General features: G+C 39.2%; 17 protein-coding genes. 6 read left to right on the top strand and 11 right to left on the bottom strand.

The genetic code is table 11. From position 1 onward, the window contains the following. Positions 1–81: 81 nt before the first annotated feature. The gene (dnaK, locus tag RB151_RS03315; protein WP_048608428.1) at positions 82–1,998 is read right to left on the bottom strand and encodes a molecular chaperone DnaK; all 1,917 of its coding nucleotides are present in this window, start codon (positions 1,996–1,998) and stop codon (positions 82–84) included. A gap of 336 nt (positions 1,999–2,334) precedes the next feature. Between dnaK and satP the strand changes: the two genes are divergently transcribed. Further along, positions 2,335–2,901, top strand: coding sequence for an acetate uptake transporter (gene satP / locus RB151_RS03310; protein ID WP_042846988.1), 567 nt, complete (start codon positions 2,335–2,337; stop codon positions 2,899–2,901). 94 nt (positions 2,902–2,995) lie between these two features. Here the strand turns inward: satP and mog are convergent, their stop codons facing one another. Together mog and tal are read right to left on the bottom strand one after the other, a co-directional pair. Continuing rightward, positions 2,996–3,577 (bottom strand): molybdopterin adenylyltransferase, encoded by a 582-nt coding sequence (mog, locus tag RB151_RS03305; protein ID WP_042847030.1) that lies wholly within the window; start codon positions 3,575–3,577, stop codon positions 2,996–2,998. A gap of 187 nt (positions 3,578–3,764) precedes the next feature. Next, positions 3,765–4,718: a transaldolase gene (gene tal, locus RB151_RS03300; RefSeq protein ID WP_042846989.1), complete on the bottom strand. Its 954-nt coding sequence runs from the start codon at positions 4,716–4,718 to the stop codon at positions 3,765–3,767. Between the two features lie 353 nt (positions 4,719–5,071). On the opposite strand from tal, the gene yaaA reads away from it, so the two are divergent. Both yaaA and RB151_RS03290 read left to right on the top strand, forming a co-directional pair. After that, positions 5,072–5,848, top strand: coding sequence for a peroxide stress protein YaaA (gene yaaA / locus RB151_RS03295; protein WP_048608432.1), 777 nt, complete (start codon positions 5,072–5,074; stop codon positions 5,846–5,848). A 187-nt stretch (positions 5,849–6,035) separates the two neighbouring features. Further along, on the top strand, positions 6,036–7,031 hold the full coding sequence (locus RB151_RS03290; RefSeq protein WP_042846991.1) for an aldo/keto reductase: 996 nt from the start codon (positions 6,036–6,038) through the stop codon (positions 7,029–7,031). 54 nt (positions 7,032–7,085) lie between these two features. Here the strand turns inward: RB151_RS03290 and RB151_RS03285 are convergent, their stop codons facing one another. Genes RB151_RS03285 through RB151_RS03265 form a run of 5 tightly spaced genes read right to left on the bottom strand, consistent with a single transcriptional unit; the run spans position 7,086 to position 13,717 of the window. Beyond that, the gene (locus RB151_RS03285; RefSeq protein ID WP_042846992.1) at positions 7,086–7,508 is read right to left on the bottom strand and encodes a DUF411 domain-containing protein; all 423 of its coding nucleotides are present in this window, start codon (positions 7,506–7,508) and stop codon (positions 7,086–7,088) included. A 43-nt stretch (positions 7,509–7,551) separates the two neighbouring features. Continuing rightward, on the bottom strand, positions 7,552–10,689 hold the full coding sequence (locus RB151_RS03280; protein ID WP_048608436.1) for an efflux RND transporter permease subunit: 3,138 nt from the start codon (positions 10,687–10,689) through the stop codon (positions 7,552–7,554). 3 nt (positions 10,690–10,692) lie between these two features. Next, complete coding sequence (locus RB151_RS03275) at positions 10,693–11,961, bottom strand: efflux RND transporter periplasmic adaptor subunit (RefSeq protein ID WP_042846994.1); 1,269 nt, start codon at positions 11,959–11,961, stop codon at positions 10,693–10,695. 17 nt (positions 11,962–11,978) lie between these two features. Then, positions 11,979–12,320: a copper-binding protein gene (locus RB151_RS03270; RefSeq protein WP_042846995.1), complete on the bottom strand. Its 342-nt coding sequence runs from the start codon at positions 12,318–12,320 to the stop codon at positions 11,979–11,981. Between the two features lie 2 nt (positions 12,321–12,322). Next, entirely contained in the window at positions 12,323–13,717 is a 1,395-nt protein-coding gene (locus RB151_RS03265) for an efflux transporter outer membrane subunit (RefSeq protein WP_048608437.1), read from the bottom strand. 162 nt (positions 13,718–13,879) lie between these two features. Between RB151_RS03265 and RB151_RS03260 the strand changes: the two genes are divergently transcribed. From RB151_RS03260 to RB151_RS03250, 3 genes are all read left to right on the top strand, one after another. After that, on the top strand, positions 13,880–14,563 hold the full coding sequence (locus tag RB151_RS03260) for a heavy metal response regulator transcription factor (protein WP_071547699.1): 684 nt from the start codon (positions 13,880–13,882) through the stop codon (positions 14,561–14,563). After that, a complete protein-coding gene (locus RB151_RS03255; protein WP_042846998.1) occupies positions 14,556–15,944 on the top strand; it encodes a Cu(+)/Ag(+) sensor histidine kinase in 1,389 nt (462 codons plus the stop codon). Before RB151_RS03260 ends, RB151_RS03255 begins: the two co-directional genes overlap by 8 nt. Before the next feature lie 129 nt (positions 15,945–16,073). Beyond that, a complete protein-coding gene (locus RB151_RS03250) occupies positions 16,074–16,541 on the top strand; it encodes a hypothetical protein (protein WP_071547698.1) in 468 nt (155 codons plus the stop codon). 81 nt (positions 16,542–16,622) lie between these two features. Here RB151_RS03250 and thrC read toward each other — a convergent pair whose 3' ends face one another. The 3 genes from thrC to thrA are packed head-to-tail and all read right to left on the bottom strand — an operon-like array spanning position 16,623 to position 21,314. Continuing rightward, on the bottom strand, positions 16,623–17,918 hold the full coding sequence (gene thrC, locus RB151_RS03245) for a threonine synthase (RefSeq protein ID WP_042846999.1): 1,296 nt from the start codon (positions 17,916–17,918) through the stop codon (positions 16,623–16,625). Between the two features lie 3 nt (positions 17,919–17,921). Continuing rightward, positions 17,922–18,851 carry a homoserine kinase gene (gene thrB, locus RB151_RS03240; protein WP_042847000.1) on the bottom strand — a complete coding sequence of 310 codons (930 nt, stop codon included), beginning with the start codon at positions 18,849–18,851 and terminating at the stop codon, positions 17,922–17,924. A gap of 3 nt (positions 18,852–18,854) precedes the next feature. Further along, the gene (gene thrA / locus RB151_RS03235) at positions 18,855–21,314 is read right to left on the bottom strand and encodes a bifunctional aspartate kinase/homoserine dehydrogenase I (protein ID WP_042847001.1); all 2,460 of its coding nucleotides are present in this window, start codon (positions 21,312–21,314) and stop codon (positions 18,855–18,857) included. Between the last annotated feature and the right edge of the window lie 13 nt (positions 21,315–21,327).

Here is a 21,327-nt window from a genome sequence, read left to right as displayed (position 1 = left end):
AACGGGCGTAGAGTTTCCTCGACGCCCGTATCCGGTATCAGTAACTATCATTTGCTACAGCTACTGCGCCCGCTAAGGGCATTATTTTTTGTCTTTGTCGTTAACTTCTTCGAATTCAGCATCAACAACATCATCATCTTTCTTAGCTTCAGCACCAGTTGCATCTGCGCCACCAGCTTGAGCTTGTTGTTGTGCAATTTCTAAAAGTTTCGCAGATGCAGTTACTAAGGCTTGGATTTTCGCTTCAATATCTGCTTTATCTTCACCTTTAGATGCTGCTTCTAACTCAGAAGTTGCTTTTTCGATATTCGCTTTATCTTCCGCTGGGAGTTTATCACCGGCTTCTTCGATTTGTTTACGAGTACCATGCACCAGTTGGTCAGCTTGATTACGAACTTGAACCAACTCTTCAAATTTACGGTCAGATTCAGCGTTCGCTTCTGCGTCACGTACCATTTTTTCGATTTCCTCGTCATTCAGACCAGAGGAAGCTTTAATAGTGATATTTTGCTCACGACCACTGTTTTTATCTTTCGCAGAAACATGCAAGATACCATCAGCATCAATGTCGAAAGTAACTTCAATTTGTGGCATACCACGTGGTGCTGCTTGGATACCATCTAAGTTAAACTGACCCAGTGATTTGTTATCACTTGCACGTTTACGCTCACCTTGCAGAACATGGATAGTTACTGCAGCTTGGTTATCTTCAGCGGTTGAGAATACTTGGCTGTGTTTCGTTGGGATAGTCGTGTTCTTCGAGATTAACGAAGTCATCACACCGCCCATAGTTTCGATACCTAAAGACAGAGGCGTTACGTCAAGTAACAGAACGTCTTTAACATCACCCGCTAAAACACCACCTTGTACTGCTGCACCCATTGCCACTGCTTCGTCTGGGTTCACGTCTTTACGTGGCTCTTTACCGAAGAAATCAGCAACAACTTTTTGTACCATTGGCATACGTGTTTGACCACCAACTAAAATAACGTCGTTGATTTCACTCACGCTTAAACCTGCGTCTTGTAGAGCAACTTTAACTGGCTCCATTGAACGCTTAACTAAATCTTCTACCAGTGACTCTAATTTCGCACGAGTCACTTTGATATTCATATGTTTAGGACCTGTTGCATCCGCAGTAATATACGGCAGGTTAACATCAGTTTGTTGTGCAGAAGACAGCTCAATTTTTGCTTTTTCTGCAGATTCTTTCAGACGTTGCATTGCTAACGGGTCGTTACGCAGGTCAACACCTTGTTCTTTCTTAAATTCTTCAACTAAGTAATTGATTAAACGAGTATCGAAGTCTTCACCACCTAAGTGAGTATCACCGTTGGTTGCCAGTACTTCATATGTTTTTTCGCCATCAACTTCATCGATTTCGATAATTGATAAGTCGAATGTACCACCACCTAAGTCATAAACCGCAATAGTACGGTTACCAACTTCTCTATCTAAACCATAGGCCAGAGCAGCAGCTGTTGGTTCGTTAATGATACGTTTTACTTCTAAACCAGCGATACGACCCGCATCTTTAGTTGCTTGACGTTGTGCATCATTAAAGTATGCAGGAACAGTGATAACAGCTTCTGTTACAGGCTCACCTAAATAGTCTTCTGCTGTTTTCTTCATTTTTTTCAGAACTTCAGCTGAAACTTGTGGTGGAGCCATTTTTTGGCCTTTCACATCTAACCAAGCGTCGCCGTTATCAGCCGCAATAATTTTATATGGCATGATAGAAACGTCGCGTTGAACTTCTTCGTCTTGGAAACGACGACCAATCAAACGTTTGATTGCAAATAAAGTATTTTCAGGGTTAGTCACAGCCTGACGTTTTGCTGGCTGACCAACTAAAATTTCACCATCTTGAGTGTACGCAATGATGGAAGGAGTAGTTCTATCACCTTCGCTGTTCTCCAGAACACGAGCTGTAGTACCATCCATAATTGCAACGCATGAGTTTGTTGTACCCAAGTCGATACCAATAATTTTACCCATCTAAAACGCCTCCAAAGGAATTCTTTTCACTATGATTTCGATATCAATCTATATGTGGCTCAATATTTCATTTTCAAGGGAGTTTTCACTCTGAGCTCAAAATTATTTTTAAATACGCAATAATTCTGATTGATATCCGTCGATGTCTTAAAGATGGGGTCACAAATCCATTCATCAAGGGGGGAATTAAAAAAAATTTGCATTTATTGCAAAAAAACCTGTCTTGTGATCATGGTTTGAGCAATTGAAACTGCGTATGATCCGCCGTTGCTGCTAACCAGGCAGCATTAATCAACTTATATCTACTTGAATTTTATATATTTTACTAGAGGTTATATGCAGCCTAGCTCTCTTGCAAATCCAGGCCCGCTTGGTTTACTCGGCTTTGGTATGACAACCATCCTGCTAAATATCCATAATGCAGGTTTCTTTCCTCTTTCATCTGTTATTTTAAGTATGGGGATTTTCTACGGTGGGCTTGCTCAATTTATTGCTGGACTGATTGAGTATAAAAAAGGCAATACATTTGGTGCAACCGCATTTACCTCCTACGGCATGTTTTGGATTTCATTAGTTGGTTTATTATTTTTACCAACATTAGGGTTAGCCGAAGCAACTTCCCCTGAGTTTTTAGGCGTCTTTCTCGCTATTTGGGGAGTCTTTACCTTTTTTATGTTCTTAGGAACCTTTAAAGCAAACTTAGCACTGCAATTTGTCTTTGGTAGCTTAACGGTTTTATTCGCGCTATTAGCCATTGGAAATATAACAGGCAATGCCACATTACTGAAATTTGCAGGTTTTGAGGGCATTATCTGCGGCGCCAGTGCATTTTACTTAGCTGTTGCTGAGATTTTAAATGAACAATATGGCAAAACAGTATTACCTATAGGGCAGCGCAGTTAATGATAAAGAATAGTTTTTAATTATTTACCTTAAATCGTTTTAATCAGGTGGGGAACACTCACCTGATTACGTTCAATGACACTTCTCACGATAACTATTCTGACCGGATCGCCGATTTAGGCCTAAAAGCTTTGACTATTGCAGGGTCAGTTTCCACATATGGGCCGTCAAGTAATTGAATGCAATATGGAATACTGGCAAAAATCCCAGAGACTAATACATTACCGTCTTTATCTTTTAACCCCTCAAGAGTCTCGGCAATTGCTTTCGGCTGCCCTGGCAAGTTCAAAATTAAAGCTTGATTACGGATCACACCAACTTGGCGGGATAAAATCGCCGTAGGGACAAACTTCAAACTAATTTGGCGCATTTGTTCACCAAACCCGGGCATTTCACGGTCTGAAACCGCAAGAGTTGCATCTGGAGTCACATCACGGCGAGCTGGCCCAGTACCACCTGTTGTTAGAACCAAGTGGCAAGCAAATTCATCCACCAGCTCACACAGTGTTTGCTCAATCATGATTTGCTCATCAGGGATCAGGCGAGTTTCAATACGAAAAGGCGTTGTCAGCGTTTTTGCTAACCACTCTTCTAATGCAGGAATACCTTTATCTTCATAAATACCACTCGAAGCACGATCAGATACTGAAACCAGACCTATGCGCAATTCATTCATATAAACCTCAAAAAATTGATCAATCAGAAGCTGTTTACTCATGGGTAAACAGGCTCTTATCATATCATGATGCGTTTTTTCATACAGCGCCCTCAATTTTATATATTGAAATTGAGAACTAACTCAATGAAAAATTTTCATAAAAAAACCCAGCTCGTAAGCTGGGTTTGAATAGAAAAAGGTAATATTACAGTAAATCTGCAATCATTTTTTCCAGTTTTTCTTGGTCTACCGCAAACTTACGAATACCATCAGACAGTTTATCAACCGCCATTGGGTCTTGGTTATGCTGCCAGTAGAACTCAGCTTCAGTCAGTTTTTCACCTGGCTCTTGAGTTTTACCCGCATCAGTCAGTTTACGAACTAATTCACCTTGTGATTCAGATAACTCTTTCAGTAAGCCCGGAGAGATTGTTAGACGGTCACAACCTGCTAATTCGATGATTTCACCAACATTACGGAAGCTTGCACCCATCACTACTGTTTTATAGCCATGAGCTTTGTAGTAGTTATAGATTTCAGTCACAGAAATCACACCTGGGTCTTCTTGTGGCGCAAATTCTTTTTTATCCGTATTGGCTTTGTACCAGTCAAGGATACGGCCTACAAATGGGGAAATTAGGTAAACCCCCGCTTCCGCACAAGCACGAGCTTGAGCAAAAGAGAATAATAAGGTTAGGTTACAGTTAATGCCTTCTTTTTCTAGTTTCTCCGCAGCACGGATACCTTGCCAAGTTGAAGCGAGTTTAATCAGAATACGGTCATTGCTGATGCCAGCATCGTTGTACATTTTGATTAAATGACGAGCTTTAGCAATACAAGCTTCTTCGTCATAAGAAAGACGCGCATCAACTTCAGTAGAAATACGACCCGGAACTAATTTCAGAATTTCCAGACCGATATTAACTGCCAGTTTGTCACAAGCATCAACAATTTGTTGCTCGCGGTTGCTGCTTTGCTTACGCGCCCACTCTACCGCTTCATCGATTAGTTTGCGGTATTCAGGCATTTGTGCAGCATTTAAGATCAGCGACGGATTAGTTGTCGCATCTTGTGGTTTGTATAGCTTCATCGCTTCGATGTCGCCAGTATCAGCAACAACGGTTGTCAGACTACGTAAGGAGGTTAGTTTATCGGTCATTTCTTTAATCTCGTTGTTATACCCGTCATACTTCAAGCTGTAGTGGTGTTTGCTTACCACCTACCTACAATTTGAATTACTTTGCGTATTATAAAGGAATTGTGGCTATAGCCGCACCGTATACAGATAATATCATGCATCCACATTGCTGCAAGCAAGGAAATCCAGTCAGAAGCAACTATTTGATTGGCAATCGGTTTCGCCCCTTGATATAAAACTGAATCCTTTTAGCTAAACATCATTGATTAAAGAATAACAAAAAACAATATTGGTTTGGCTTATTATATCAATTAGCCATTAAGGATGAATTTTTGCTAAAGTAACGGCTATCATTGTTTAAAAAGGGTCAAGTCATGCTGATTACTATTTCACCTGCAAAAACATTAGACTACGAAAGCCCCCTGGCAACCCAGCAATTCACACAACCCGAGCTATTGGCTGAATCACAGAAACTGATTAATGTATGCCGTAAGCTAACCCCCGCTGATATTGCAAGTTTAATGAAAATTAGTGATAAGCTAGCAGGGCTCAATGCCGCTCGTTTCGCAGAGTGGCATGCTGATTTTACACCTGACAATGCAAGGCAAGCTATTTTAGCGTTTAAAGGTGATGTCTATACTGGCATGCAAGCCGAAAGCTTTTCTCAAGCAGATTTTGAATTTGCCCAATCTCACTTGCGTATTTTATCTGGTCTGTATGGCGTATTAAGGCCTTTAGATTTGATGCAGCCATATCGCTTAGAAATGGGCATTCGTTTAAAAAACACCCGTGGCAAAGATTTGTATGAATTTTGGGGAGACATTATCACCAAACAGCTTAACCAAGCACTTGCAGAGCAAAAAGACCAAGTGCTCGTCAACCTTGCATCCGATGAATATTTTAAATCAGTGAACACTAAAAAACTGGATGGCGAAATCATTAAACCTATTTTTCTTGATGAAAAAAACGGTAAATATAAAGTCATCAGTTTTTATGCAAAGAAAGCTCGTGGTTTAATGAGCCGGTTTATTATCCAAAATAAATTAACGAAAACAGATCAGCTTTCTGATTTTAATTTAGATGGTTATCAATTTGATGAAAGCCAGTCTAAAGGTAATGAGTTAGTCTTTACCCGCTCAGAACAGCCTTAAAACTCAAATTCAGGTATTGCCATAAGGTCAATACCTGATTATTTCAAGATGTTTTATTTTTTCGTACCCCATCACAGTTTAATAATAAAGCCTGCATACTCACAAAAATTCGCATCGATTACTCAGTTTACGGTTTCAGTTTATGACAACATAGGTTAAGTTTTACCCACTATTTTGGAGGTAAAGTATGCCTTATGTTGCATCATCAAAGCGCTATACTGAAATGGAGTATCGTTCATGTGGCCGTAGCGGGTTACGTTTACCAATGATTTCATTAGGGTTATGGCATAATTTCGGCGATAACAAACCTTTTGATAATTGCCAAGCCATGCTTCGGCACGCATTTGACCTTGGGATCACCCATTTTGATCTCGCCAATAATTATGGCCCACCACCCGGTGCTGCGGAAAGCAAATTTGGTCGGATCTTACAACAAGATTTCCTACCTTATCGTGATGAAATGATTATTTCTTCAAAAGCAGGTTATACCATGTGGGATGGCCCTTATGGTGATTGGGGAAGTAAAAAATATCTTATTGCAAGCCTAAATCAAAGTTTGAAACGGATGGGACTTGATTATGTCGATATTTTTTATCATCACCGCCCTGATCCAAACACCCCTTTAGAAGAAACCATGGGGGCTCTTAACCTCATTGTGCGCCAAGGTAAAGCATTATACGTAGGTATATCTAATTACCCTACAGATGTAGCAAAGGAGGCCATCAGTATCCTCAATAAATTAGGTACTCCATGTCTTATCCATCAACCTAAATATTCCATGTTAGAACGCACGCCCGAAGAAGGACTCCTTGATTTACTGGAAGAAGAAGGGGTTGGCTCTATCGCTTATTCACCACTGGCTGGTGGAATTTTAACTGACCGCTATTTAAACGGTATCCCTGCCGATTCACGGGCTGCCGGTAACCCTTCACTACCGCCAGAAAGGCTCACTTCAAGTGTTTTATCTAAAGTCAAACAGTTGAACGAACTTGCGGAAAAAAGAGGTCAAAAACTCAACCAAATGGCCTTAGCATGGCTACTTCGTCATGACCGAATCACCTCGGTATTGATTGGTGCTAGTCGTATTAGCCAAATTGATGATGCTATGGGGATATTGAAAAATCGCGCTTTTACGCAACAGGAACTTAAAACTATTGAATTGATTTTAGAGGATTCAATATAAATTGCTTCTTAAGGCAAGTTGCAGAGTATATCTGCAACTTGATAATAATAAAAACTAACGGTATTCACCATTCGCTTTAAATTGGACGACGGAATATGGCTGGGTTCTGCCATCCGGTTGTTCCATCCCTAAACTGCCAATTGGCATCCCCGGCACCGAAATGCCAACGACATCCGCGGGGAGTGATTCAATAGCGTCAAGACTACTTACAGGGACATGACCAACAATCACTTTCCCTTTATATTTAGCAATATGGCAGCTACGTAAATTATAAGGCACCTTTAATTTATCATTTAACTGGCTTAATTCATCATAACTTATCTCATTAATAACAACATCATAGCCCGCTTTATTAATTGCTTCCCCCCATAACTGGCAGCAGCCACAGTTTGCATCTTTATACAATTGTACGCTTTCTGCTTGCGAAAAAGCCGAAAATGACAGTAATAACATTCCACTTAAAATTAGTTTTTTCATCCAGTTCACCTTTTAAATAATCACTAATAATATTTATAAAAATCTATTTTTTATTGCGCGCCTGACAAATTAGTTTGTATGCAGCAGGAATAATAAATAACGATAATAATGGTGCAGTGATCATTCCTCCAATCATGGGGGCTGCAATCCGACTCATCACTTCAGAGCCAACTCCAGTACCTAATAAAATAGGTAATAAACCTGCTAAAATTACCGCAACCGTCATGGCTTTAGGTCTGACTCTAAGTACTGCACCTTCATATAATGCACTATCTAAATCTTGTTTTGATAACTGGTTAATTCCTTGCACTTTTTCTTTATCTTCAATAGCATGTCTTAAATAAATCAACATAACAACACCGAACTCAGCGGCTACGCCCGCCAATGCAATGAACCCCGTTCCCGTCGCAACGGATAAATTAAAATTCATCCAATAAAGGAACCAAATAGCCCCGACTAAAGCAAAAGGTAGGCTGAGTAAAATAAGTAATGCTTCACTGAAACGCCTAAAAGCTAAATACAACAACACAAAAATGATCATAATAGTTGCGGGTACCATTAGCATAAGCTTTTGGTTAGCTCTTTCTAATAATTCAAATTGCCCTGTAAATGAATAACTCAACCCCGGCTTCATTTGGATGTTATCTTTTATTGCGGCATCAATATCTTTAATAACAGAAACCATATCGCGGTCTCGTGCGTCAATATAAATCCAACTTGTTGGACGTGCATTTTCTGTTTTCAACATAGGTGCCCCCATATTGACAGCCACATCGGCGACATCACTCAGTACAATTTGTTGCTTACTTGGCGTTAAAATCGGTAATAATTTCAATGCGGAAACACTATTTCGATGATCCTGTGGATATCTTAGACTTATGGGATAACGTTCAATACCTTCTACCGTTTCACCAATCATTTCCCCCCCTGTCGCCATCGATATATACACTTGTACATCGCTAATACTCATTCCATAACGGGCGGCTTTTTCTCTATCAATCTTGACATCAATATAGCGGCCACCAACCAACCTTTCTGCTAATACAGAAACAACACCGGGCACAGATTTAGTTACTTTTTCAATTTCTTGCGCTAAAGCATCAATTTCTTGGAGATCTTTACCTGAAACTTTAATCCCGATAGGGCTTTTTACCCCCGTTGAAAGCATATCGATCCGGTTACGAATTGGTGGAACCCATAGGTTTGCAACCCCTGGTAAACGAACTGTTTCATCTAATTCGTCAATGATTTTTTCAAGCGTCATCCCTTCTCGCCACTGTGATTGTGGTTTCAAACGAATTGTCGTTTCAATCATTTCCATAGGAGCGGAGTCTGTTGCCGTCTCAGCTTTACCAACTTTGCCAAATACAGTGTCTACTTCAGGAATGGTTTTTATAAGCTTATCGGTGTTCTGTAATAAAAATGCAGCTTGAGCGGGTGAAACCCCCGGCAATGTTGAAGGCATATATAACAAGTCGCCTTCATTAATTGATGGTAAGAATTCACCGCCTAAATGCTTTAACGGCCATATCACGGTAAATAGTGTTAAAAAACCGATTAATAATGTCGTTTTCGGCCATGCTAAAACCTTAAGCAAAATAGGGCTATACAGTGAGATAAGCCAACGGTTAAGTGGGTTTTTATTTTCATTTGGAATATTACCGCGGATCCAATACCCCATTAAAATGGGGATCACTATTAATGCTAAGGCAGCTGCCCCAGCCATTGCATAGGTTTTTGTAAACGCAAGTGGTCCAAATAACCGTCCTTCTTGCCCTTCTAACGTAAAAATAGGGATAAAAGAAAGAGTGATAATTAATAAACTAATGAATAAGGCAGGCCCAACTTCCACAGCGGAATCAGTTATAAGTTTCCAACGCTGAGCATTATCGAGTATTTTACCTTCATTTTGGTGTTGCCATTTTTCTAATTTTTTATGGGCGTTCTCTATCATCACGATTGCAGCGTCAACCATCGCACCAATCGCAATTGCAATCCCCCCTAACGACATAATATTTGCATTTATTCCTTGATAGCGCATTACAATAAAAGCAATAAATAAACCAAGCGGTAAAGAAATAATAGCCACTAATGCCGAACGAAAGTGCCATAAAAAAACGGCACAGACGAGGGCTACAACAATAAATTCTTCCAGTAATTTATAACTTAAATTATCTATAGCATTATCAATTAATATGCTTCTATCATAGGTTGTGATGATTTCAATACCTTCGGGTAAGCTAGCTTTTAAATCATCAAGTTTTTGTTTTACATCTTGGATAACATCACGTGCATTTTCACCTGAGCGAAGTAAAATTATTCCACCAACAACTTCCCCCTCACCATTCAGCTCCGCGACCCCACGGCGCATCTCAGGGCCTTCTTGTACTCGAGCAACATCTTGTAAATAAATAGGGATGCCACTTTCAGATGTTTTCAGGTAAATTTTATTAAAATCATCCAGTGACTGAAGATAGCCACTAGCTCTAACCATATACTCAGCTTCAGCAATCTCAATTGAAGAGCCCCCAGCTTCTTGGTTAGCCATCTCTACCGATTGTTTTATCTCAGGTAAAGTAATTGAGAACTGGGCAAGCTTCAGAGGGTCAACCACTATTTGGTATGATTTCACCACACCACCAACGGTTGCTACTTCCGAAACATTAGGCAGCGCTTTTAATTCATACTTCAAAAACCAATCTTGTAATGAACGTAATTCAGCTAGATTATGCTTTCCAGTTTTATCGACTAAAGCATATTCAAAAACCCAGCCTACCCCTGTCGCATCTGGTCCAATCGATGCGACTGCCCCTTTAGGTAACTTAGTTTGAACCTGATTTAAATACTCCAAAACCCTTGAACGAGCCCAGTACAAATCAGTATTATCTTCAAAAATAACATAAACATATGAATCACCAAATGCAGAAAAACCTCGTACTGTTTTGGCACCTGGTACAGATAACATCGTGGTAGTTATTGGGTAAGTAACTTGGTTTTCAACTAACTGTGGAGCCTGACCCGGATAGGTCGTTTTAATAATGACTTGAACATCGGATAAGTCAGGCAAGGCATCAACTGGTGTATGGCGAATACTCCAGAGGCCTGCAATAACTAAAAAAACTACCCCCATTAATACCAAGAACCGATTAGCTACTGAGCGTCTTATAATCCATTCCAACATAGTCTACTCCTGAGATTTATGTGATGAATGATTAGATGGTGTGGCTTGCTCAGAAAGTGCTTCCATTCGTGCTAATGCACCAGCAATATTGGCTTCAGAATCAATAAGGAAAATACCTTGAGTCACTATAGGCTCTCCAACTTGTAAACCTTCAGATATGGCTGTCATTTGTTGAGATTCCTTGATGACCCGAACTTTTTTCGGGATAAACTCACCGTCTTTCCCTACCGCAATCACATGTTGTTCTTTACCTGAATCCACTATCGCCTGAGAAGGAATTAATAGACTTTCTTTATCTTCAGCGACTAAATTTAAATAAGCAGTCATCCCAGGTTTTAATAAATTTTCCCCATTTGTAATTTCTGCACGAATATTAATAGTCCGGCTAGCCGCATCAGCACTCGGTAATATCAACCAGTTATTTACTTTAAATTGGTGATTAGGATAAGCAGGAATAGCAACAGAAAATTGAACCTCTTTATTCAACAATTCTGCTGTTGATTGTGAAATAGATGCATTCAACCATAATGGAGTTGTTCCTTGAATTTGAGCAATAACTCCTTCTTTTGTCACATTCATTCCAAGGCGTAGATTTAGTGCTGTAATCACCCCTGAAATAGGCGCTTTGATGATAAAACGAGTTTGTACTTTGCTACTTTTAATAAATTGAGCAATTGAATTTTCTGGCATGCCATTTAAACGTAGGCGTTCAAGCACGCTATTAAGATCTGTTTGTGGAACGCCCATCTGCTTCAAGGCGAGATATTCACTTTGAGCTTCGACCCATGCAGGGATGGTTAACTCAGCGATAGCTTCTCCTTTTTGGATCTGCTCCCCCACCGTAAATGGATAAACTTTTTCGACAAAACCACTTTCCCGTGCTTGTACGATGGCAAATTGGTGGTCATTAAATACAATTTCAGCAGGAAATGTTAAGTCATAGTTTAATTTTCCCCATTTCACAGCCACTGTTTTTACACCTAAATTTTGCGTTTGTGTTGGGTTAATAGTGACCCCTTTACTATCTGCTGAAGCTAAATTCTCATCCGCATATTTAGGTACTAAGTCCATATCCATAAAAGGAGACTTACCCGGCTGCTCAAATTTAGTATTTGGGTACATCGGGTCATACCAATATAAAACGGTGCGCTCTTGTTTTTCAGTTTCCTGTACCAGTTTTTCATCTACAAAGAAATAACGGTAAAATAAAATTGAAATCGCACTCGATAAAATAACCACAAGCAGTAATTTGGCCAGGTTGACTAATGACATAACATCTCTCTATCTATTTAATTTATCTTTTCGATTGATTTCAATATGGAAAGGTTGCCTTTTTGAGAAAAAGAAAACGTTAGTTCATCATTCTCTTGTAAACCTTTAATCATATTTTCATCTTCATAGGTAAAACGCATAGTCATTGGTGGCCAACCAATACTTTCAATTGCTTGGTGGTTAATTGTTAGTTTTTTATTCGCTTTATCAATCGCAATTAACTTACCTTCTGTGTTAATAACCGGCTCAGCAACTTTTTCTGGGTAAACAGAATGATCGTGCTCCGCTGTATTTGCGTAACCTATCGTTGTGAACATCCCTATCGAAAGGGCAAAAATAACTTTATTCAAATTTTTCATGTTTACGATCCTATTTGTCCGCCACCTAATGCAGAGAATAAATTCACTTCATTCTTCTGCTGCTCTATTTTCAACATCAATAAATTCTGTTGCTCTGTAAATAAAATTCTTTGTGATTCAAGAACATCTAAATAGCTTAAACTGCCATATTGGTAACTAGCTTGTTTTTGAGCCAATACATGTTCTAACGTTTTGACATACTGCTTTTGAGAGAATATTTGTTTTTCTAAACTAGATTTAATCACCAACGCATCTTTCACTTCACGAAAAGCCACTTGGATATTTTTCTCGTAATTAACAATTGCTTTATTTTTGCGAATAGTCGCTAGCTCTAAATTTCGGCTATTTGTACCACCAGTAAAAATAGGGAGTGTAATTTTAGGAATAAAATTCCAAATACCATTCGAGGAATCAAATAGTCCCGACAAAGAGTCATTACTATTCTCAATGCCAGTATTGAAAGAAATAGAAGGGAAGAATGCCGCTCTTGCTACACCAATATTCGCATTTTCTGAAATAATATTTTGCTCTGCCGCCATAATATCAGGCCTTTTTAATAACATTTCAGAAGGTATATTTGAGGGGGTTATAATAAGTGGATACTTTGGCTCATAGCTCGTTGAGGCTATTTTTATTTTCTCAGCGTAATCATGCGTCAAGAAATTGACTAAGTTTTCATTTCTTACTATTTCACTATTAATTTTTTCTATACTAATTTCAATGGATTGAACTTGCCCTTTCGCTTGCTCTAAATCTGATAGTGTCGCATTTCCTGCTGCAACTTTTTGCCTCACAATAGATTGGCTGTTGAGATAACTGTTTTTTGTTTCTTGAGCAATTAATAAAAGTTGTTGGTTGTATACCACATCTAAATATGCGTCAGCGACAGCCTTAATCGTTAAAATTTGTGTAGCTCGGCTCATTTCTTTAGAAGAAAGGAATTTTGCTTTATCAGCTTCTGATAAATTCTTAATACGACCAAAAAAATCGAGCTCATAACTAATATCAATACCCGCACTGTATTTTTTATTCAGAGATGAATCAGAATTCAGTGACTGGTTATAATCACCACTCGCTGATGAGCTAATTTGTGGGTACTTTTCAGCCTGAGACAAGCCAAAACGAACACGAGCTTCTTCCACATCTAATGCGGCAAGATAAAGGTCACTGTTCTTTTCAAGGGCTGTCTGTATCACCCTTTTCATTTGCGGGTCTTGAATAAACGCTTGCCAGCTAGGTATAGAAAATGTCGATTCCCTTGTTCTGCTAGCGGCCGTTAAATCAGAATGTAATTGTTCTGGTACATTAGACTTTGGGCGCTGATATTCAGGAGCGAGAGAGACGCACCCTGTTAAAATTAGAGCATGAGCTATCAGTAATATTTTTGGTGAAAACATGGTATAGCCACGCCCCTAGTAATTAAAATTATTGCTATGGTAAAAAACACCTCCTGTTAGATTCATGACATGAAAATGACAAATTTGTCATTTTACATTTGTTGGTTTCAATGCTTAGAATAAAGCTGGATAAAATAGCTCCAACTCAGCTTTGAGGTACTTGTGAAATTACTTATTGTAGAAGATGAACATAAAACCAGAGAATATTTATCAAAAGGGTTAACTGAATCTGGTTTTATTGTCGATGCGATAGAAAATGGTATTACGGGGCTTCATATGGCAACAACAGAAGAGTATGACCTCATCATCCTTGATGTCATGTTGCCTGATATTAACGGTTGGGAAATAGCGAAAAACCTACGTACTATTGGCAATAACACTCCTATATTAATGTTAACTGCATTAGGTAATGTTGAGCATCGAGTGAAAGGCCTTGAACTTGGCGCTGACGATTATCTTGTAAAACCTTTCGATTTTTCTGAATTACTTGCTCGTGTTAGAACTCTTTTACGTCGAGGAAATAATAATATTCAAAAAACTCAATTTTCTATTGCTGATTTGCATGTTGATTTAATTAAAAGGCGAGTCACTCGGTCTAATGAAAAAATTAATTTAACGAGTAAAGAATTTGCTTTGCTTGAGTTTTTTGTTCTACATCAAGGCGAAGTGCTATCACGCTCTTTAATTGCATCAAAAGTATGGGACATGAATTTTGATAGCGACACCAATGTTATTGATGTCGCGATTAAGCGTTTAAGATCAAAAATCGATCATAATTACGAACCGAAACTGATCCATACCATTAGGGGTATGGGGTATTTACTTGAGATCCCAGAAAATGAATAAGCTATTTCGCTCCCCGATCTCTATTTCTGCTCGGCTTATTTTCTTGATCAGCATCACCCTTTCCCTTGCATTGTTATTATTTAGCTGGCTTATGATCAACTCTGTCGTTTTGCATTTTAAACAGCAAGATGAATATACACTCAACCAAATTAATTTAACGATCCACAGTTTATTAAACGAAAATGCTGGCTCACAAGATGAGCAATATACACTGATCAGAACTATTATTAATGAACATCAAGATATTGTGGTTTATTTGAGTGACAATAATGGAAAGGTATTAACATCACCGAATGCAACAACAGAACTTATTTCCCACTTAAAAAATTATGACCCTAGCAAAAGCAATAAAGACCTCTACCTTAAAAATTACCGCCTGTCAGAAAGCTATATTCAAATCAGTGGCCCTTCAGAAGCAAAAAAATATCGGCTAGTAACAGCTTTATCCTTAAATTTCCATCATGATTACCTTAATTCACTAATAAATAATTTAATTATCAGTGCGGTTTTGCTATGTTTTTTAACCGTTTCTATTGTTTATTTTCTTGTTATCAAAGGGTTGAAACCACTTAAAGATGTCAGTGATGAAATAAAAAATGTCACCTCAGAGAATTTAAGTATTCGCTTAGACCCAACCGCTGTCCCTAAAGAACTAAAACAATTAACTATTTCATTTAACCAAATGTTGGTTAAAATTGAAGATGTTTTTGTCAGGCAAACCAATTTTTCAGCGGATATAGCCCATGAAATGCGCACTCCTATCACTAATTTAATGACTGAAACACAAATATCTTTAAATAAAAATCGAACAAAGGAAGAATTAGTCGAGGTGCTTTATTCAAACTTGGAAGAATATAATCGACTATCACGGATGATCTCAGACATGTTATTTCTGGCGCAAGCCGATGATAACCGATTGATCCCAGAGAAAAAACAGATCAATCTTAAGGAGGAAATAACTTTAATTCTTGATTACTTTGAGTTTTTAGCAGAAGACAATGAAATTCAATTAAAACTTATTGGTGAAGCAAACCCTATTTTTGCAGATAAAAACATGCTTCGTCGAGCAATTACCAATTTAATTTCGAATGGCATCCGCTATACGCCAAAAGGTGATTCCGTCAGTATAAATTTGGCAAATGTCAAAGGTGGAATTGAGATTATCATTAGTAACCCAGGTAAAAAAATCCCTGAAGAACATCTCCCTAAGTTATTTGATCGCTTTTATCGGGTGGATAAATCAAGGCAAAGAAAAAATGAGGGGAGTGGAATTGGTTTAGCGATTGTGAAATCAATTATACTTGCACATAAAGGATCTATTCAGATTGCTTCAGATGAGTATTCTACCCGTTTTACAATTTTCCTTCCTAATAATATATAAAATTTCTCATTTAGAGTTAAAAAAGAAAAATGGCAGATTTGTCATTTTTCTGTCAGGTATTAGACAGAAATAAACCCTTATTATAACCATATAGAAAGTTATTCTGTTTTATTTTAATAAGGATTTATCATGAAAAAAGTTATTTTGACTTTAGGGCTTATCGTTGTCACTGCTAATATGGCTTACGCAAAACCTGAAAATAATATACATAAAAATGCGGCAACGGCGCTTTCATTTACTGAGAATAGCACATCTGTATCGACTCAAAAGGCGATTAATAACCACCTTAATCAAGCTGGAATTAATACAAAAAAAGCCATTAACCAAGGATTAAGTTTTTCTGAATTAGATAGCCATGCTAAAGCGGCTGTTGCCCTTAGTTTTACTAAAAACAATACGTCACCAACAATGAGGCAAGCAATTTTAAATCACAAAAGCCAATCTAAAGATTTTCAACAATCAAAGCCTTTGAGCTCAACATTATTTACCGATATGAATGAACATGAGAAGGCAATTACTATGCTGAAGTTTAATAAAAATAGTTCCTCAGCGAGTATTCAAAATGAAATTAACCGTCATTTAGAGCAGCTCAATTAATAGATTAAATTTAATTGTTCATTCACTTGAATAAATAACGGAGGCCAGAGCCTCCGTTATTTATTAATATGCTATTTACTCTTATTGCTTAGGTGCTAATTTCATCAAGAATGTACGCAACTCTGCAAAATCAGAAGGTAAGAAATGCGATAACAGCGGAAGTTCAGCACGCTCAGCAAGCTCTTTTGGTAAAGGGATCTGTTTACCTAAGATTTCCTCGACACTTTCTTTAAACTTAGCTGGGTGAGCCGTTCCTAAAAATAGTCCGTATTCCCCTTGTTGTAGCTGATCACGTAAAACACGATAAGCAACAGCAGCATGTGGTTCTGATAGATAACCTTTTTTATCCAATTCACGTACGGTTTCTTTTGTCACATCATCATTAACCGTGCCATAACCAAGATCTTTCAGTGACCAGCCTTTACGGCGGAATAATTCCTCAATGCGTGGCCAGTTATTTGGTTGGCTAACATCCATAGCGTTCGACAAAGTAGCTACGGTTTGATGTGGTTTCCACTCGCCTTCAACAAGATAGCGTGGGACAGTATCATTCACGTTAGTCGCTGCAATAAAACGCTTAACAGGTAACCCCATTGATTTAGCTAATAAACCTGCGGTTAGATCCCCAAAGTTACCACTTGGTACAGAGATCACGAGTTGATCACGTTTTTCAGCTGGGATCTGTGCAACGGCTTCAAAATAATAACAAATCTGAGCCAGTAAGCGGCTAATATTGATCGAGTTAGCTGAGTTAAGGTATAGGGCCTTTTTCAGTGCTTCATCATCAAATGATTGTTTGACTAATGCTTGGCAAGCATCGAAATCATCTTTGATAGCAACGGTATGAATATTGTCACCCAGTGTACAGAATAGCTTTTCTTGTAACGGGCTGATTTTCCCTTCTGGGTATAAAATAACAACCTGCACATTTTTTAAACGATAAAATGCATGTGCAACTGCTGCCCCTGTATCACCGGAGGTTGCCGTTAAGATAGTAACTGGTTGGTCACCTGCGACTTGCCCTAAAGCTTGAGCCATAAAACGCCCACCAAAGTCTTTAAATGCTAGCGTAGGGCCGTGATAAAGCTCTAAAGTCGCGATATCTTCCTCAACCTTAGACACTGGTGCAGGGAAGGCAAATGCGGCTTTCACGCGTGCAGTTAATTCTTCTTGAGGAATTTCATCACCAATAAAGGCATTTAAAATACGGCTACTACGTGTCACGAAATCTAATTTTAATAGTTCTTCAATTTCGCTTGCACTAAACTCTGGCAGGTCTTGCGGAAAAAATAAGCCTTGTTGTTTACCAAGCCCCTGCTTAACTGCCTGTGCAAAACTTACTTGTTCGTTATTATCTTTTAAATTATACAGTTTCATTATTTACCCTATTGTCCTTGCCCCTGCGAGATCCAAACGGCAGATATGCACAAAGCCTTCATCATTCTGAATATAATGTTGTTGCAAGTAATCCGCCATATTTTCAGCGATTTGTTTATCATCGCAAATGGCAAACAGTGTCGGCCCCGAACCGGAAATACCACATGCTAACGCACCAATTTCTTTGGCATTTTTACGTGCCTCTGCAAACCCTGGCAGTAGCTGAGTGCGATAAGGCTCAGCCACGACATCTTGGATCATTGTTGCAGCAAGTAATGGTTGGTTAGTATGGCATGCATGGATAAAACCAGATAAATACCGGCCATGATTTACAATGTCATGGCGTGGGTAGCTATCAGGGAGAATAGCACGCGCTTCTGCTGTCGATACTTTAATTCCCGGATACGCCATTACCCAATACCAGTTTTCAAATGCAGGCACAGGTTGGGAAATAATGCCATTTTGTTCGATGATCAACTGTAGCCCACCTAAGAAACAAGGCGCTACATTATCGTAATGCACGCTACCAGAAATTCGCCCTTCTAATTCGCCCATCATGCCTAATAATTGCGTATCATCAAATGGCTTGCCCGCAAACTCATTTAATGCCATTAACGCGGCAACCACGGAACATGCACTTGAACCAAGACCAGAACCTATTGGCATATTTTTTTCAAGGGTCATTGCAACATTTAACTGTTTGCCAAGGCGTTCACAAAACAGCTGCCAACATTGGTAGACAATATTGTGTTCGTTCTTTTTCGGTAACTTAGCAACGAATTTACCTTTGTTCGTTAGCGAGAAAGTATCCGCAGCTTCAACGGTGACACAATCACCTAATAATGAGCCATCCGCAGGGGAGACCGCCGCTCCAAGGACATCAAACCCAACGCTAACATTACCTATTGAAGCTGGTGCATAAACTTTAATCACTTCTTAAACTCCCAATTTCCATGAAAGGGTACGCAGCATATCTGCAAATACACCAGCAGCAGTAACATCATTACCTGCGCCATAACCCCTTAAGACTAAAGGAATTGGTTGGTAATAGCGTGTATAGAAAGCCAGTGCATTTTCGCCATTTTTAACCTTGAAGAGTGGGTCATTGCCATCAACAGCAACAATTTTAACCTGACAGCGCCCTTCTTCAATTAACCCAACATAGCGTAACACTTTTTCTTCTGCTTCTGCGGCTTTTATACGCTGAGCAAACTGTACATCTAATTGTGGTAAACGAGCCATAAATTCAGCAACAGAGCCGCTGCTATCGAAATCCATAGGTAAAACAGGTTCAATTTCAATATCTTGTAGCTCTAAGTCATAACCTGCTTCGCGGGCTAAAATCAATAATTTACGTGCTACGTCCATACCGGATAAATCATCGCGAGGGTCTGGTTCTGTAAAGCCTTTCTCTTTTGCCAGCGCCGTTGCCTCAGATAAAGACATGCCCTCATCAAGCTTACCAAAGATAAAGGACAGTGAGCCCGATAAAATACCACTAAAGTGAACTAATTCATCCCCTGCATTGAGCAAATTTTGTAAATTTTCAATAACAGGTAAGCCCGCACCAACGTTTGTATCGTAGAGAAATTTACGTTTCGAGCTTTCTGCTGCACCACGCAATTGGTGGTAGTAATCCATGGATAATGTATTGGCTTTTTTATTTGGCGTGACGACGTTAAAACCATCTTTTAAGAAATTCACATATTGCTCTGCAATTTCTTGATTGGAAGTACAATCGATAATCACAGGGTTTAAGAAATGATACTCGCGTTCTAAACGGATCAAACGACTTAAGCTAAAAGGTTCTTTTGCTTCCGCTAATTCAGCTTTCCAGTTAGCTAAATCAATGCCTTGCATATCCGTTAACATTGCACGTGAGTTTGCTATACCACACACACGCAGGTCGATATGCTTTTGCTTCAACCATTGTTGCTGACGGTGTATTTGTTCAATCAATGCATTTCCCACCCCACCGACTCCGATGATAAAGGCTTCAATCACTTGCTCTGCATTGAACAACATTTGGTGACAAAGACGTACCGCCGTGGTTCCCGCCTCGTTCGCAATTACGGCTGAAATAGAGCGCTCAGATGAGCCTTGTGCAATAGCAACAATATTGATATTGCCACGGGTCAATGCAGAGAAAAAGCGCGCTGAAATACCTTTCAATGTACGCATGCCATCACCGACTACAGAAATAATCGCTAATTGCTCCATCACGCCCAGTGGGTCTAATACGCCATCTTTCAACTCTAAATAGAATTCATCTTCTAGTGCAGCGCGAGCACGCTGTAGTTCATTATGTGGCACACAGAAACTGATGCTGTACTCTGATGAAGATTGGGTGATCAACACGACTGAAATGCCTTTACGTGACATGACAGAGAAAATACGTGCAGCCATGCCCACCATTCCTTTCATACCAGGCCCCGATACGTTGATCATTGCCATGTTATTTAAGTTAGTGATCCCCTTAACTGGTGTGCTGTCATCCGTTTGACCATCCCCAATCAGAGTACCGGGAGCACTTAGGTTAGTGGTATTTTTAATTAGGCAAGGTATTTGGAATTGGGCGATAGGAGCGATTGTACGAGGATGGAGAACTTTGGCGCCAAAATAAGATAACTCCATGGCTTCTTGATAAGACATCCCCTTCAATAAGCGTGCGTCAGGTACTAAACGCGGGTCACAAGTATACACACCATCAACATCAGTCCAAATTTCACAACAATCTGCACGTAAGCAAGCTGCCAATACCGCGGCGGAGTAATCAGAACCATTGCGGCCTAACACCACTAGTTCGCCTTTATCATTCCCAGCGGTAAAACCAGCCATTAAGACAAAGTGATCTTTGGGAATATTTAAAGCAGCAATACGTTTTGTCGATTCATTTATATCAACAGTAGATTCAAGGTAATGCCCTTTTGCTAATAGGCTTTCAACTGGATTAATCACTGTCACATTATGACCACGAGCTTTTAATACAGATTCCATAATAGCAATAGAGAGCTTTTCACCACGGCAGATAATTGTAGCGTTGATGCTATCAGGGCATTGACCTAGGAGAGTAATACCATGCAGTACTTGTTTGATTTGTGCGAATTCTTGTTCTGTAAGTTTTTTCAGCTTGTCATATTCGAAACCAGGCTGTTTTTCTTTCAATCCTTTTAAAAGGTTAGCAAAAATCATTTCGGCATCATTTACATGCGTGATGACATCTTGACCTGCAACCGTTTTTTCAATCATAGCAACCAGATGGTTAGTGATTTTTGCTGGTGCTGATAGTACCAGTGCCACTTGCCCATCTGCTAATTTACTTTCAGCGATGTCAGCAACATTTAGTACCCGTTCGTCATTTGCAACCGAAGTACCGCCAAATTTAAGCACACGCATGGTATTTCTCTCC

It is taken from the genome of Providencia rettgeri (assembly GCF_001874625.1).
Classification (GTDB): Bacteria; Pseudomonadota; Gammaproteobacteria; order Enterobacterales; family Enterobacteriaceae; genus Providencia; species Providencia huashanensis.
Note: the sequence above shows the minus strand (reverse complement) of the source record. Positions and strands in the feature narration are given on the sequence as shown.

Bases quoted from the DNA above. Each gene is read 5' to 3' on its own strand.
- satP (WP_042846988.1), top strand. From the start codon at position 2,335: ATGCAGCCTAGCTCTCTTGCAAATCCAGGCCCGCTTGGTTTACTCGGC.
- RB151_RS03285 (WP_042846992.1), bottom strand. From the start codon at position 7,508: ATGAAAAAACTAATTTTAAGTGGAATGTTATTACTGTCATTTTCGGCT.
- dnaK (WP_048608428.1), bottom strand. From the start codon at position 1,998: ATGGGTAAAATTATTGGTATCGACTTGGGTACAACAAACTCATGCGTT.
- RB151_RS03270 (WP_042846995.1), bottom strand. From the start codon at position 12,320: ATGAAAAATTTGAATAAAGTTATTTTTGCCCTTTCGATAGGGATGTTC.
- RB151_RS03280 (WP_048608436.1), bottom strand. From the start codon at position 10,689: ATGTTGGAATGGATTATAAGACGCTCAGTAGCTAATCGGTTCTTGGTA.
- thrC (WP_042846999.1), bottom strand. From the start codon at position 17,918: ATGAAACTGTATAATTTAAAAGATAATAACGAACAAGTAAGTTTTGCA.
- RB151_RS03275 (WP_042846994.1), bottom strand. From the start codon at position 11,961: ATGTCATTAGTCAACCTGGCCAAATTACTGCTTGTGGTTATTTTATCG.
- yaaA (WP_048608432.1), top strand. From the start codon at position 5,072: ATGCTGATTACTATTTCACCTGCAAAAACATTAGACTACGAAAGCCCC.
- tal (WP_042846989.1), bottom strand. From the start codon at position 4,718: ATGACCGATAAACTAACCTCCTTACGTAGTCTGACAACCGTTGTTGCT.
- RB151_RS03255 (WP_042846998.1), top strand. From the start codon at position 14,556: ATGAATAAGCTATTTCGCTCCCCGATCTCTATTTCTGCTCGGCTTATT.
- thrA (WP_042847001.1), bottom strand. From the start codon at position 21,314: ATGCGTGTGCTTAAATTTGGCGGTACTTCGGTTGCAAATGACGAACGG.
- RB151_RS03290 (WP_042846991.1), top strand. From the start codon at position 6,036: ATGCCTTATGTTGCATCATCAAAGCGCTATACTGAAATGGAGTATCGT.
- RB151_RS03265 (WP_048608437.1), bottom strand. From the start codon at position 13,717: ATGTTTTCACCAAAAATATTACTGATAGCTCATGCTCTAATTTTAACA.
- mog (WP_042847030.1), bottom strand. From the start codon at position 3,577: ATGAATGAATTGCGCATAGGTCTGGTTTCAGTATCTGATCGTGCTTCG.
- RB151_RS03250 (WP_071547698.1), top strand. From the start codon at position 16,074: ATGAAAAAAGTTATTTTGACTTTAGGGCTTATCGTTGTCACTGCTAAT.